This is a genomic window from Variovorax sp. CCNWLW186 (genome assembly GCF_037203865.1).
GTDB lineage: Bacteria > Pseudomonadota > Gammaproteobacteria > Burkholderiales > Burkholderiaceae_C > Variovorax.
Genome location: NZ_JBBCBO010000024.1, coordinates 34,823 through 48,236, shown reverse-complemented (window position 1 = coordinate 48,236; position 13,414 = coordinate 34,823). Strand labels below are relative to the sequence as shown.

The window sequence follows — 13,414 nt, the reverse complement described above, 5'->3', positions numbered from 1 at the left end:
CCATCACACCGCCCAGCAGGCGCAGCCCAACGCGCCCCAGAAGCTCTTCAGGTCGGCAATCGGCAGCTTGCTGCTCCAGGCGGTTGCATGCTGGTGGCCGTGCACGCTGCAGTTGTTGGCACATGCACAGGCCATGGCCGCGCGGCGCATCGCCTTTTGCAGCGGCGCGCCCTCGGCATCGCCCCAGCCGGCATAGCCGCCGAAGCTGCGCACAGGCGACCAGTCGGGCATGGCCGGCGGCGGCGCGCCCTCGTCGTGCGGCTGGAACGGCCCCGCGGCATACACCACCTTGCCGCCCACCATGGTCAGGAGCGCCGTGGTGTCGGCAATCTCGAACTCGGGGCAGGCGAAGAAGTCGCGATCCGGCACCATCAGGTCGGCCAGCATGCCGGCTTCGATGCGGCCCTTCTTGCCGACCTCGTTCGAGAACCAGGTGACGTTCTCGGTCCACATGCGAAGTGCGGCCTCGCGGTCCAGGCAATTGCGCTGCGGGTACAGCTGCATGCCGCCCACGGTCTTGCCGGTGACCAACCACGAGAGCGACACCCACGGGTTGTACGAGGCAACGCGCGTGGCGTCGGTGCCCGCGGACACCTTCACGCCCTTCTCGAGCATGCGCTTCACCGGCGGCGTGGCTTCGGCCGCACCGGCGCCGTAGCGCTCGACGAAGTATTCGCCCTGGTAGGCCATGCGGTGCTGCACGGCAATGCCGCCGCCGAGCGCGGCGATGCGGTCGATCGATTTTTCGGAGATGGTCTCGCAGTGGTCGAAGAACCAGTTCAGGCCCGCGAGCGGGGTGTCGCGGTTGACCTTCTCGAACACGTCGAGCGCGCGGTCGATGGTTTCGTCGTAGGTGGCGTGCATGCGCCACGGCCACTTGTTCTGCACCAGCACGCGCACCACTTCTTCGAGCTCACCCTCCATTTCGGGCGCCATGTCCGGCCGCGGCTGGCGAAAGTCTTCGAAGTCGGCCGCCGAGAACACCAGCATCTCGCCCGCGCCGTTGTGGCGAAAGTAGTCGTCGCCCTGCTTGTATTTCGAGCTGGCCGTCCAGTTGAGGAAGTCCTGCTTCTCCTGCTTGGGCTTTTGCGTGAACAGGTTGTAGGCCAGGCGAATGGTGAGCTGGCCGGCATCGGCCAGCTGCTGGATCACCTGGTAGTCCTCTGGGAAATTCTGGAAGCCGCCGCCTGCGTCAATGGCGCCGGTCACGCCAAGGCGGTTGAGCTCGCGCATGAAGTGGCGCGTGGAATTGAGCTGGTATTCGAAAGGCAGCTTCGGCCCCTTGGCCAGCGTGGCGTAGAGGATGCTCGCGTTGGGTTTGGCCAGCAACAGCCCGGTCGGGTTGCCGGCTGCATCGCGCACGATTTCTCCGCCGGGCGGTGCCGGCGTGTCCCTGGTGTAGCCCACCGCGCGCAGCGCCGCGCCGTTGAGCAGCGCGCGGTCGTACAGGTGCAAGAGGAACACCGGCGTGTCGGGTGCCACGGCGTTGAGCTCTTCGATGGTCGGCAGGCGCTTTTCAACGAACTGGTGTTCGGTGAAGCCGCCTACCACGCGCACCCATTGCGGCGCCGGCGTGATCGCGACCTGGCGCTTCAGCATCGCCATGGCGTCGGCCAGGCTGCGCACGCCGTCCCAGCGCAGCTCGAGGTTGAAGTTGAGCCCGCCGCGAATGATGTGCAGGTGGTTGTCGATGAGGCCCGGCAGCACGCGCCTGCCCTGCAGGTCGATGACCCGGGTGCTGCCGTCCGCCAGCGGCAGGATGTCTTGCGCGCGGCCTACGCGAGTGAAGCGGCCGTCCGCGATGGCCACGGCATCGGCCACGGGGTTGGCGCGGTCCAGCGTGGTGAAGCGGCCGTTGTGCAGGATCAATTGGGGGGCGGTGATGCCGGCCACGTCAGGCGTCCTTCTTTCCGGCCGCGGTGCCGGCTTCGGCCTTGGCGCATTGCGGCAGCTCGCCGAACACATGCGGCTTGACCTGGTGCCGCAGCCACGAGGTGGCCACGGCATCGGGCTTGATCACGCTCTTGATGAGCGGCGGGATCTGCTCGCCGAGCAAGATGCCGAGCAGCCCCACGAGGGCAATGACCGGCGGGGCCGGCGAGCGCACCTGGAACAGTGCGTAGATCACACCGACCAGCAGGCCGAGCGCGAGCGACAGGACGTAGGGCTTCATTCCGTTCACCTGGCCATCAGCCTTCGTGGGCGCCGAACATGCTCTTGGCGTAGGTCACGCCCAGGCCATAGGCGCCGCCGAACTTCTTCGCGATGCCGGTCGTCATCTCGTAGGTGTCGGTGCGGGCCCAGTCGCGCTGCAGCTCGAGCAGGTATTGCAGCGAGGTCATCGGCTGCGCGCCGGCCTGCACCATGCGATCCATGGCGCGGTTGTGCGCTTCGGCGGACACATCGCCGCAAGCGTCGGCAATCACGAACACCTCAAAGCCCTGGTCGATGGCCGACAGCGCCGGGCCCACGATGCACACGCCGGTCCACAGGCCCGACAGCACGATGCGCTTCTTGCCGATCTCGTTCACGCGGTCGATCACCGCGGCGTCTTCCCAGGTGTTCATCGAGGTGCGGTCGAGCATTTTCTGGCCCGGGAAGGCATCGGTGATCTCGCTGAACATCGGGCCCGAGAAACTCTTCTCGGCCACGGTCGTGAGGATGGTCGGCACGCCGAAGCCGGCGGCCGCGTTGGCGACCAGGGCGGCGTTGTTGCGCAGGTTGACCGCATCGATCGAGTGCGTGGCAAATGCCATCTGCGACTGGAAGTCGATCATGATCAGCGTGTGGTCGGCGGGGGTGAGCAGCTTGGAACCGGCGGTAGGGGTGGCTTTGATGGACATGGGACTCTCCGTGAGTTGGTGAAAAAATTTAGGTCTTGCCTTGCCATGCATCGTCGTTTCGGCGCCGATGCGTGTCTTGTCGATTAGTGAGGCCGTTTGGACATTTGCCGTCCGCGCCGGCCACGGGCGCATGTGCAATGTCAGAAAGAAGGCAACTCTTTCGGGCGCAGGTCGAACACCAGTACCTCGGCGCCCTGGCCGCGCGCCAGGTCGAGCCGCTCTTCGCCGCGCACCCGCGCACCGTCGCCCTCCCCCAGCCGCTGGCCGTTGACTTCCACGCTGCCGCGCGCCACATGCACATAGGCATGGCGATCGGGGCCGAGCGTGAGCGAGGCGGCTTCATCGCCGTCGAACAGGCCGGCGTAGACGCGGGCGTCCTGGTGCACGGCAAGCGAGCCGTCGGTGCCTTCGGGCGAGACGATCAGCCGCAGCCGGCCGCGCTTTTCCTCAGGCGCGAAGTGCACTTGCTGATAGCGCGGTGCAACGCCCTTGGCATTGGGCACGATCCAGATCTGCAGGAAGTGCAGCGGATCGGTGGCGGACGAATTGAACTCGCTGTGGCGCACGCCGGTACCGGCGCTCATCATCTGCACGTCGCCGGGGCGGATAACGGAGCCGGTGCCCATCGAGTCCTTGTGCTCGAGCGCGCCGTCGAGCACATACGAGAAGATTTCCATGTCGCGGTGCGGGTGGGTGCCGAAGCCGCGGCCGGGGTGCACGCGGTCGTCGTTGATCACCAGCAGGTCCGAAAAGCCCTCTTGCTCCGGGTCGTGGTAGTGGCCGAAAGAAAAGGTATGGCGGGACTTGAGCCAGCCGAAGTCTGCAAGTCCGCGGTCATTGGCGCTGCGAATTTCCAACATGATTGAGGTCCTTGGTGGTTGTTTGGTTCGATGTGATTCACAATCGCTTCGGAGAAGAATCTCCGAGGCATGGACGAATCATCTTTCTTTCACCAAGGCCTTTTGACGAAACTTTTAGCCGTCAATCATCGAATTTTTCGATGATTCAATTCTTGAAGGACCTGCCGTGCTCAAGCTCAGCCTCGAAGCCATCGAACTGGTGGACGCCATTGCGCGCCACGGCTCGTTCGCCGCCGCGGGCACGCGCCTGAACAAGGTGCCCTCGACCATCTCCTACGCCGTGGGCAAGCTCGAGGAGCAGCTGGGCATGCTGCTGTTCGTGCGCAACGGGCCGCGCGTGACACTCACCGCGGCCGGCGAAGAAATGCTGAAGGAAGGCCGGTGGCTGCTCGGCGCCGCGGGCGATCTCGAATCGCGCATGCGGCAGATCGCCACCGGGTTCGAATCGGAGCTGCGGCTGGTGCACGACTCGCTGATTCCCACGCAGGCATTGATCGACGACATCCGCGCGTTCGAGGCGCTGCGCTGCGGCACGCGGCTGCGCATCGGGTGCGAGGCGCTCACCGGCACCTGGGAGGCATTGCGCGAAGGGCGCGCCGACATCGTCATTGCCGCAGGCGAGGGGCCGGCCGGCGGGGGCTACCAGGCGGTGATGGTGGGCAGCCTCGAGTTCGCGTTCTGCGTGGCGCCCACGCATCCGCTGACCCGGCTCGAGCGGCCGCTGCATCGCGGCGATCTGCTGGAACACAACGCCATCGTGGTGAGCGACAGTGCGCGCACCCTCTCCGACCGCACCGTGGGGCTGCTTGCCGGCCAGCACCGCGTGGCGGTGCCGAGCATGGCCGCGAAGATCGCCTGCCAGGCCGCGGGCCTGGGGCACGGATTCTTGCCGAGGGCCTGCATCGAGGGCGAACTGAAGCGCGGCACGCTCATCGAGCTGCAAACCGAAGAGCCGCGCGCCCCCGAGGCATTCTGGCTTGCATGGAAGACCGGCGCCAAGGGAAAGGCGCTTCAGTGGTGGGTGAAGCAGCTGAACCGGCAACTGGTTCCGGCGCTGCTGCCGAGATCGGCCTGAACCCGTCCGGGCCGCGCGCGAATCAGCCCACGATCAACCCGCGATCACCCTGCGTTCAAGCGCCGCCAGCGCGCGGGAGACGTGCCCATGTGCGCGGTGAACACCCGCGTCAGATGGCTCTGGTCGGAAAAGCCGCAGGCGGTGGCAATCTCCGCGATCGGAAGATGCGGCTGCCCCAGCAGGCGGCGCGCCGCTTGCACGCGCTGCGCTACAAGCCATGCATGCGGCGTATGCCCCGTGGTCTGCTTGAAGGCCTTGCTGAAGTGGCTGCGCGACAGCGCACATTCGCGCGCGGCGTCGCCCAGCGACACGTCCCCGGCAAGGTGCTCCATGAGAAACGCCTTGGCGCGGCGCTCCTGCCAGGGCGCGAGGCCTCGGGCTTGCACCGGCGCCGGCCCGGCTACGCCGCCATAGGCATGCACCACGTGCGCCTTCAGCGCCAGCGCCAGGTGTTCCACGAACAGCCGGCTCGCATCCTGCGGATGCATCAGCACCGGCAGCATGGCGCGCCCCAGATGGGCGACCACTGGATCGAGCGTGCCGGCGGCGCAGCCCAGCCCGTCGACACGCGGCATTTCCATTTCTTCGGTGAACGCATCGATGGTTGCGCGCGGCAGGTGGAAGAACACCGAATGGAAGGGACTGCTCACGTAGGCCGAGGCGCGCCGTGAAAGATCGGCAATGTGAAAAGCGCCCTCTTGCTGCAGGCCCAGTTGCCGGCTGTTGCCGTCGCGGATGATGCGTCGGCTGCCGCCCGGATTGATCTCCACGCTGAGCAGGAACGCGTCCTCGGTGGGCAGCGGCGCGAGCACGAAGAGATGCGGCAGCTCATAGCGCATGCGCGCAATGCCCAGCTCGCAGCCGCGCCGCGACCTGCTCACGAAGGACTGAACCGCGTCGATGCCGTACTGCGATGCGAGCCGTTGTCCGAAGTGGCAGCCGATACCAGGAGCACTCAGCATTTGGGAACGATGCGCAGGGTCATGGGACGATTGTCGGCTGGGAGAAACCGCATGGTAGCCAGTTGGGCTGCTCGAATATGCGGGCGGCGGGTGCATCACTGGGGAACGAATTCGGTGCCGGCGACCTGTTCAAGCGGCAACCAGAGCGTGAAGCGCGTTCCGGCGCTGCCGGATTCCCAGTTGACGGTGCCGCCGATGGCCGTTGCGCGCCGCTGCTGGTTGCGCAGTCCCCGGCCTCGTCGATGCAGGGCCTCCTCCACGGCAAAGCCCTCGCCGTTGTCTTCGATCACCACGCATACGCCCTGCCCGTCCGTTGCGGTGCTGAAGCGGATGGTGGTGGCCCGGGTGTGGCGCAGCACGTTGGCCACGCACTCCTGCATGATGCGCAAGATGTGCAGCGCGCTGCCGGGATTCAGCCACGACAGCGCAGGCACCGACTGCACTTCCCAGCGCAGCGCGAGGCCGGCGCTCTCTATGCGTGGTGCCAGGCGAAAGCGCAAGGTGGCCAGCAACAGCAACAGATCGGCATCCACGCTCTCCATCGAATCGATGGCAAGCTTCAGGTCGTCCATGCAGCCCTTGAGCACGCCGGAGATCTCGCTGTCGGTCATGGCGCCTTGCTCGACCGAGCGAATGGCGCTGATCAGCGAAGACCCCAACCCGTCATGCATGTCCTGCATCAGGCGCCGGCGCTCGGCGCCGAGCATTTGCTCGTTCTCGACCACGCGCAGCCGCTGGTAGCTTTGCTCCAGCTCGGTTTCGCGCGCCTGCAGGCGTTGCGCCAGCCCCTTGTTCAACCGGGCCACTTCGGCAAACGCGCCCGTATACCGTTGGAACATGATGTACGAGAAGATGAAGAACAGGCTGATGATGGCGTAGGGAGAGGTGTACACGCTCTCCGGGCTGACCAGGTTGTTTTGCAGCAGCCCGTCATACGAGGTGAATGCGACGGCCGCCACCGCCCAGCCGGCCACCAGGCGCCCCTCGGGCAGCTTCGCACGCAATGCCTTGCGCAGGTTCACGGCAAAGATCAGTACCGCAACGGGCAGCACCGCCAGGTTGAGCAGCGGCGTGAACAGATAGAGACTCGGCATCGCCTCGGATGCATGCGGCAGGGTCGCGACGCTGCAGGCCAATGCCAGGACGACAGACAAGCGGGTCAGCCAGGCCGAGGGCTGCTGATGCAAGCGCTGCAAGAACAGGTGGATGAGGATGATCAGCCAGAGCAGCGAGACAACGGTGATCCATTCGAACCATTCGTCCGAAATCGGCAGGTAGTCGCCGCTCACAAAATAGTGGAGCGTGCGCAAGTAGGCCAGTGCCGAGATGGCAAAGAACAGCAGGTAGAGCAATTCGCGCCTCCGGCCCAGCCACACCGCAAACGCGAATGCGCCCACCGCCAGGAATGCGGCACTGCCCATGAACGGCAACTGCACTTGCAGCAACTGGCGCACCTGGTAGCGCCAGCCGAGCGAGTGCTGGTCACCCACCCACACCGTCGAAACTCCGCTGCCGCTGCTTCGCAGGCGATCGATGCGAATCAGCACCGAGCGCGGAGAAGGCGTGTTGGCCGCCGCGTTCAGCGGCACAAGCAAGGGTTGGTTGTAGCCGTTGTGCACGGCGCTGCCTTGCGATTGGTAGAGCAGCACGCCGTCGCCGTACACCGCAATGCGGCCCAGGGTCTTCCAACGCGGCAGGTAGAGAAGGCGCGGCTGTGCTGCCGATGGCGCCAGGCCGGCCAGCTCGATGCGGTACCAATCGGTGATGGTGTTCACACCGCCTGACGACGTGGGAACCAGTTCGCGCTCGGCCGTGTGCGGCAGGCTGACTTCCAGCCATCCGTCGACCGGCAGCCTGGCTTCCTCGATGCGTCGCGGCGGGGCCGAATAACCCGTACCCGGGATGGACAGCAACTCGGCCCGCGTGATGTGGACGGCGCCATCGGGCTGCCCCGCAGCCGCATCCGCACCCGGCGGCTGCATGGCGCTCGCACATGGCAAGGCCAGCCACAGCGCCACGGCCCACCAGGCCATCTGCTGATGGTTCCTGCGGCGGGGGGTGGAGTCGCGATGCATCGGCCGAGTCTGTGGTTCGTTACCACTAATGTATGAGACAAGGTCGCCTGTGACGGCCAGCGAGCGTCAGTGGCGTATCTGCCTTGCGTCCGGGACCGCAGGAAGCCGTCCAGTTCCGCGGGGTCAGGCTCCTGGCCGGCCGGGCTTGCGGAGCATGGGCGTGACGAGCGGGGCCGAACCCACCTGGATCTGGCCTATTACCTCGAAGCCGTGGTGCTGGTAGAACGGAATGTTCTGCGTCTTCGACGCCTCGAGGTATGCCAGCGATCGCTCCTCATCGCAACGGGCGAGAGCGTGGCGCATCAACGCCGCCCCAATGCCTTTGCCCTGGGCGTTCGGCTCGACGCCGATCTGGGGCAAGTACCAATGAGCTTCTCGAGGATGCGACTTTTCGATCTTCTCGAAGGTGGCCAGCAGGTCGTCCATGTGCTCGGGCTTTGCCGTGTCACGGAACACTTTTTCGAGAGCCTGGCCGTTCGGCGCCACGCCGGGAGGCAACCAGAGTGCGGCGCCGCAGAAGTCCACGGACACATAGGCCGTGCCGTACTGGAAACTGCTGCCTGCGAACTCGCCTGTGGCCACGGGCATGGCCAAGAGATAGTCGTGCACCGAAGGCCACGCGAACCGCGCAGGCGGATCGGTGAGGAATGCCGCCACGATCGCTGCGACGGCGCGCGGAATCTCGTCGGACGTGGCACTGCGGATCTCAATCGACTGCTGGTTCATTTCGTCCTCCTCATGTGAAAACGGAAGGTTCGCACTTGCCGGAAAACTCGGGTTGTCGCACATATAGTAGGCCTCGCGCGGGATTCGCGCAGGCATTCGTCGACAAGCGGCAGTCCAGCGACCGCTTGACTCGGAGGAGACTCGTATGGGACTTCTAACCTTCAGCCTCAACCTCACCCTGGACGGCTGTGTCGACCACCAGGAGGGAATCGCAGACGACGAGACCCACGCCTTCTTCACCCGCCTCATGGACGACGGAGGGGCGATGCTGTGGGGCCGCACCACCTACGAGATGATGGAGAGCTACTGGCCGGCCGTCGCCCACGGCGATGCGGACGCGCCGCCAGCAGTGCGCGAATGGGCGATCAAGCTGGAGACTAAGCCGAAGTACGTCGTGTCGTCGACGCGAACGGACTTTTCGTGGGCCAACAGCCACCACATCGCCGGCGACTTGCGCTCGGGCGTGCAAAGGCTCAAGGACGCGACCCCGGCCGGCGTGCTCCTCGGTAGCGGCAAGCTCGCGGCCGAGCTGGACCGGCTGAATCTGATCGACGAGTACAAGTTCCTCGTTCACCCCAGGATCGCCGGCCACGGCCCGACCCTGTACCAGAGCGGGTTGCCCAGCACGCGACGACTCGAGCTGGTTTCGGCGAAGCCGCTCGGCAACGGCGCGGTGGCAATGCATTACCGGCGAGAGCGCGGCTAGCAGTCGGTTGTAGCGCACGCCTGCCGCGCGGCCCGTCGCTGCACCAAGGCTGCGACCGGATACAGTCGGCCAAAAGCGGGCCATCCGCCTCTCCTTGCAGTGAAGCATGCTTCCGGCCGCCGACATGGCAAGATTGAATTGCACGCTCAGCATTGGGCGGCTACACGAATCAATGCTCAACCACAAATGAAGTTCGGATACACCATCATCTACGTGCCAGATGTCGAAGCCTCGTTACGGTTCTTTGAGCAGGCATTTGGCTTCCCTCGACGGTTCCTGCATGAGTCTGGAACGTACGGCGAGGTTGAGACTGGGAGTACGACGCTTGCCTTCGCGCACCACGAACTGGCATCCACAAACTTTGACGGCGGCCATGTAGCCGCCTCGGAGTCGAAGAAGCCTTTGGGCATGAAACTGGGTTTCGTTACCGACGACGTTGAATCTGCGCACATGCGCTCGTTGGCGGCGGGCGCGACAGAATTGGCCGAACCTCGCACCAAGCCCTGGGGACAAGTCGTGTCGTATGTGCGCTGCCCAGACGGCACGCTCGTTGAGCTCTGCTCTCCCATGGGGGGCTGATATCGGTTGACTCGTTCAGGCCAGGAGCTGACGGTCAGACCTGTGGCAGGATTCAAAGATGTCGCCTCGCGTCATCGAAGAATTGAACCAGGAGCTTCAGGATGCCGTTTGTTCTTGACGGTGGCTGCCTCTGCGGAGCGGTCAAGTTCCGCGTCAAACAGGCGCCGCTTAGAACCCTTGTTTGTCACTGCACTTTCTGTCAGCGGATGACGGGCTCCTCGTTCTACGCCAACTCCGTATTCCCCGTCGAGGCAGTCGAGTTCAACGGTGGCGAGATACGCAAGTACGAGCACACATCGGATGTAAGCGGGAAGAAGGTCTATGTCGAGTTCTGCCCAACTTGCGGAACGACCGTCGGCCTTACCTTTGAGCGCTGGCCCAATCTGCGCGCACTCTCTCGGGGCTGCTACGACAACCCCAATGCGGTGGAGGTAGCGGCGAACATTTGGACCCGCTCGGCGCAATCGGGCGTCGCCCTGCCTGCTGAGATTGACTGCTTTGCGAAGGCAAGGCTGAGCCCCGAAGGGCAGCCGGAGCATCCTGCCAAGTATCCAGTACCAGTCATGGCCCGGTAGTCGCTCAACGATGCTCAATGTCTCATTGGCGCTTGGTGGAGGTTCTCGCCGATTGGTCGATTACAGGGCCAAGGCCGTTCCTGCATCACGCCAGTGGCGCTACATCCCGGTTCCGTTCGCGTTCTTCTCGCGCGGCTGGTTGCTGTCTGACAACTGCTCCGACGGCGGGCCGAGTGCCCCGCTGTCAGCACCCGCGCTTTTTGAAGTCCCGCCGCGCCGGCTGTTGTTACCAGTGCCTGAGTAGATCTCATCGTCGTCGAAATTAACTTCGGCTTCCGCTCCGGGGTCACCGCCGCTCACTCGGCCGTGCGACGGCGGATTGGGGCCATGAGGGCCGATGGGGTCGAGGCGGCCCGCCTCGTCACCAGGATCTTGTGCTCGCTTGGGCATGCCTGCTCCTTTTCATCATTTCGGCAAGAAGCCAAGATTCAATGCTCGTGGCGATGCCGTGGCGTGGGCTAAACGGGATTGCCGGTGTAGGAATTGCGCCCAGGTATCGGGGTCTTGGTCATTGACGCACCTGGCCGGCGGCGGCGTCACCTGTATGGTTGAACGTTTCGATGTCTCGACCTCAACGGCTCGTTACGGCCAAAACCGGACGCTCAACTCATTGACTCACCAGCTATGAATGATGGCCTGATAGAAGAACTGGTCCAGTGGCAGCGAAGACTTAGTGAGGCGCTGCTGCAGCGTTGCCCTGAGGTGCAGGGGAATAAATGGCTCCTCGGCGTTCAGATAGCTGAGGATCTCGACGTTCAGGGCGAGCGTTGGGAAGCACAGAAACACGGAGCTGGCGTGGTCTTCACCCGGCGAGCTCCAGCACCCCACCTCGTCGTCGATATGCACGTGGTTGTCAGCGACCCGGAGGTGATTGATCCTTGGCGAGTACAGAAATTCGCCGAATCGAAGGGCCAGCCTTTGAGTTATGACGAAGCCGAATCCCTGCTTCGCCGATCATCGGTGGGTTGACAGCCCTCGGCCAGAACCGGACGTTCGTCACGACTGCCTAATTCGCGAACACCATTCAAGGGCGGCGCGGCTTCGGCCGGCTACAGTCGGTCAGAAGCATTCCCCAAACAATATCTCTGACTTGCAGTCCCCTTCCTTGCCAACGGCGGCACAAAATCTGGTGACCCTCGTCCTGCTTCCGGGCATGGACGGAACAGGCATCCTGTTCGAGCCGTTCGTTGCAGCACTCGGAAATGGAACCCGCGTCAGGGTGGTGACCTATCCAACATCAGGTCATTCGCAAACCTATGCGAGCCTGCGCGACCTCGCTGCCCTGGCATTGCCACCTGAAGGCCCCTTGGTCCTGCTCGGCGAGTCGTTCTCCGGGCCCATAGCCATCTCGTTGGCCGCGGCCAATCCGAAGCGTGTCGTAGGCGTCGTTCTATGCTGCACGTTCGTTCGCAACCCAAGACCGGGCCTCCGTTGGCTCAGCGGGTTGGCGTCGCTACCAGCACCCCTTCCGCCGTCGTCAATCCTGAGCTCGATGCTCTTCGGCCGGTTCGCGACCCCGAGATTGAGCCGCATGCTGCGAGATGCTCTGGCCCAGGTGCAGCCGACGATACTGCGCGCCAGGCTCCGGGCGGTAGTCTCTGTCGATATGCGGGCGCAGGCGCGAGCACTTGAGGTCCCCGTCCTGTACCTCAAGGGTACAAGCGATCGGATAGTGCCGACGCCAGCGACGGTTGAAGCGCAGCACCATTGTCGGAGCATGAAGGTTCAATTGTTTGATGCCCCGCACTGCCTTCTGCAGGTCGTTCCCGAAGAGGCCGCTTCCGCAGTGGCAGACTTCATCGACACGGTGACGGCGCCGTAGGACAGAATTCGGCCAAAAGCAGACTTTCGCCACGTTGGCCTAGATGGCAGCTGGCGAACGACATAATCGCTGCAAGCACGCCCGCCGAATTCCCATGAAATTCAATGATCTTGCCCGCAAGGCCGCCAAGGGATCCGGCCCACCGTCCTACGGTGGCACGGTTCATCCGGAAGACTTGATTCGGTTCTCAGTTGCTTACGGCGCGGACGGTGCTGATGAGATTGAGCGGCTCTGCAAGCAGCATGGATGGCACCAGGACGGCGTGCTGGCAGACGGAAAAAGAGTAACGCCGCTCGCGCGGTGGGCTGCAGTCTGCGTCGGCTACGGCCGCGGCGGCATCGCTTCACTGAAGCATTTGCTCGCCGATCGAGCGCTCGCAACATTTGCCATTGCGGTTTTAAGTGAAGTTCGCGCTGAATCTAGCGTAACGGTGTTGTTGGACTACTGCATGTCGACCACCGCTCTATCGGACGATCCAGATGATCCGTTCTGGCGAGCGCTGGGCGCGTTGAGCGGATTGACGAGCTTCGATGACGGGTTGGTGCCGCCGCAAGAACAACAGAAAAAACTGCAAGAGCTCGTGATCAGAACATTCTCCGCCTCCGGGACGGCATATCAGCAGACGCTTTGCCTGTGCGCGTTGAGAGGGGCGCCCATCGAAGCTTCATTGGAGTGGGCAGAAGCCCAGACGGTGACCGATCCTGGTGCGATGCGCGCAAGATCTGCCGCGATAAAGTCCCTCCGGCGACGCCGTTCCGACGCCTACAAGCCGCCTAGTGCTGAGGAGAAACGTCAAATCCGCAGGCAGCGAGCGCTCGATGTCTAGTGCGCTAGCTGCGTCCTTGCTCTCGATCTCGAGGCGACTTCGAGTCCGTTAAGGCAGAGCCCGCACTCGGCCAGATCGGACCTTCGCAAGCACTCAGGGTGCACCAACTGATGAACAACTTTCCTGCGTTTGGGTTTCTGCTGGCCTTCGCGGCCGTGGCACTGTCGCTCGGCGCACTGGTCCTCATTGGCTGCTTGGTCGTAGCGGCGATGTATCCTCGCGGCCATCCGTCCGCAGATCGATTGCGAACGTTCGCCGCGCGCCTGCCTCGCCTTGTCGCCCGTAGCGTCATGCTTTTCGACGGGCTGGCTTTCATATTCATCTTGGCCATGTTCGCGGTTCTGACATTCGTCTTTTCCTGACCT

16 protein-coding genes are annotated in these 13,414 nt (G+C 64.1%); 8 read left to right on the top strand and 8 right to left on the bottom strand.

Features of this window, described 5'->3' with window-relative positions:
- Nucleotides 1-3 precede the first annotated feature (3 nt).
- The 4 genes from V9K97_RS22890 to V9K97_RS22875 all read right to left on the bottom strand — a co-directional run bounded on the left by V9K97_RS22890 (nucleotide 4) and on the right by V9K97_RS22875 (nucleotide 3,703).
- Nucleotides 4-1,893, bottom strand: coding sequence for an amidohydrolase (locus tag V9K97_RS22890; RefSeq protein ID WP_337320901.1), 1,890 nt, complete (start codon nucleotides 1,891-1,893; stop codon nucleotides 4-6).
- 1 nt (nucleotide 1,894) lies between these two features.
- Nucleotides 1,895-2,173 carry a XapX domain-containing protein gene (locus V9K97_RS22885; protein WP_258504132.1) on the bottom strand — a complete coding sequence of 93 codons (279 nt, stop codon included), beginning with the start codon at nucleotides 2,171-2,173 and terminating at the stop codon, nucleotides 1,895-1,897.
- 16 nt (nucleotides 2,174-2,189) lie between these two features.
- Entirely contained in the window at nucleotides 2,190-2,843 is a 654-nt protein-coding gene (locus V9K97_RS22880; RefSeq protein ID WP_337320900.1) for a hydrolase, read from the bottom strand.
- 140 nt (nucleotides 2,844-2,983) lie between these two features.
- Complete coding sequence (locus V9K97_RS22875) at nucleotides 2,984-3,703, bottom strand: pirin family protein (protein ID WP_337298242.1); 720 nt, start codon at nucleotides 3,701-3,703, stop codon at nucleotides 2,984-2,986.
- A 166-nt stretch (nucleotides 3,704-3,869) separates the two neighbouring features.
- Here V9K97_RS22875 and V9K97_RS22870 point away from each other — a divergent pair, with 166 nt between their 5' ends.
- Entirely contained in the window at nucleotides 3,870-4,778 is a 909-nt protein-coding gene (locus V9K97_RS22870) for a LysR family transcriptional regulator (RefSeq protein WP_337298241.1), read from the top strand.
- 44 nt (nucleotides 4,779-4,822) lie between these two features.
- On the opposite strand, the gene V9K97_RS22865 is transcribed toward V9K97_RS22870, so the two are convergent.
- The 3 genes from V9K97_RS22865 to V9K97_RS22855 form a co-directional block, all read right to left on the bottom strand.
- Complete coding sequence (locus V9K97_RS22865) at nucleotides 4,823-5,740, bottom strand: AraC family transcriptional regulator (RefSeq protein ID WP_337320898.1); 918 nt, start codon at nucleotides 5,738-5,740, stop codon at nucleotides 4,823-4,825.
- Nucleotides 5,741-5,835: 95 nt separating this feature from the next.
- A complete protein-coding gene (locus tag V9K97_RS22860; protein WP_337298278.1) occupies nucleotides 5,836-7,722 on the bottom strand; it encodes a sensor histidine kinase in 1,887 nt (628 codons plus the stop codon).
- A gap of 216 nt (nucleotides 7,723-7,938) precedes the next feature.
- Complete coding sequence (locus tag V9K97_RS22855; RefSeq protein WP_337298239.1) at nucleotides 7,939-8,541, bottom strand: GNAT family N-acetyltransferase; 603 nt, start codon at nucleotides 8,539-8,541, stop codon at nucleotides 7,939-7,941.
- Nucleotides 8,542-8,686: 145 nt separating this feature from the next.
- Here V9K97_RS22855 and V9K97_RS22850 point away from each other — a divergent pair, with 145 nt between their 5' ends.
- The 3 genes from V9K97_RS22850 (at nucleotide 8,687) to V9K97_RS22840 (ending at nucleotide 10,401) form a co-directional block, all read left to right on the top strand.
- Nucleotides 8,687-9,247, top strand: coding sequence for a dihydrofolate reductase family protein (locus V9K97_RS22850; protein WP_337298238.1), 561 nt, complete (start codon nucleotides 8,687-8,689; stop codon nucleotides 9,245-9,247).
- Between the two features lie 186 nt (nucleotides 9,248-9,433).
- On the top strand, nucleotides 9,434-9,826 hold the full coding sequence (locus V9K97_RS22845) for a VOC family protein (RefSeq protein ID WP_337298277.1): 393 nt from the start codon (nucleotides 9,434-9,436) through the stop codon (nucleotides 9,824-9,826).
- Nucleotides 9,827-9,927: 101 nt separating this feature from the next.
- Entirely contained in the window at nucleotides 9,928-10,401 is a 474-nt protein-coding gene (locus V9K97_RS22840; protein ID WP_337298237.1) for a GFA family protein, read from the top strand.
- Nucleotides 10,402-10,500: 99 nt separating this feature from the next.
- Here the strand turns inward: V9K97_RS22840 and V9K97_RS22835 are convergent, their stop codons facing one another.
- A complete protein-coding gene (locus V9K97_RS22835; RefSeq protein WP_337298236.1) occupies nucleotides 10,501-10,791 on the bottom strand; it encodes a hypothetical protein in 291 nt (96 codons plus the stop codon).
- A 234-nt stretch (nucleotides 10,792-11,025) separates the two neighbouring features.
- Between V9K97_RS22835 and V9K97_RS27315 the strand changes: the two genes are divergently transcribed.
- The 4 genes from V9K97_RS27315 (at nucleotide 11,026) to V9K97_RS22815 (ending at nucleotide 13,411) form a co-directional block, all read left to right on the top strand.
- A complete protein-coding gene (locus tag V9K97_RS27315) occupies nucleotides 11,026-11,370 on the top strand; it encodes a DUF6896 domain-containing protein (protein WP_443304013.1) in 345 nt (114 codons plus the stop codon).
- 160 nt (nucleotides 11,371-11,530) lie between these two features.
- Nucleotides 11,531-12,223, top strand: a complete 693-nt coding sequence (locus V9K97_RS22825; protein WP_337320893.1) for an alpha/beta fold hydrolase — start codon at nucleotides 11,531-11,533, stop codon at nucleotides 12,221-12,223.
- 94 nt (nucleotides 12,224-12,317) lie between these two features.
- Entirely contained in the window at nucleotides 12,318-13,049 is a 732-nt protein-coding gene (locus V9K97_RS22820; RefSeq protein WP_337297928.1) for a hypothetical protein, read from the top strand.
- 110 nt (nucleotides 13,050-13,159) lie between these two features.
- A complete protein-coding gene (locus V9K97_RS22815; RefSeq protein WP_258505368.1) occupies nucleotides 13,160-13,411 on the top strand; it encodes a hypothetical protein in 252 nt (83 codons plus the stop codon).
- Nucleotides 13,412-13,414 lie beyond the last annotated feature (3 nt).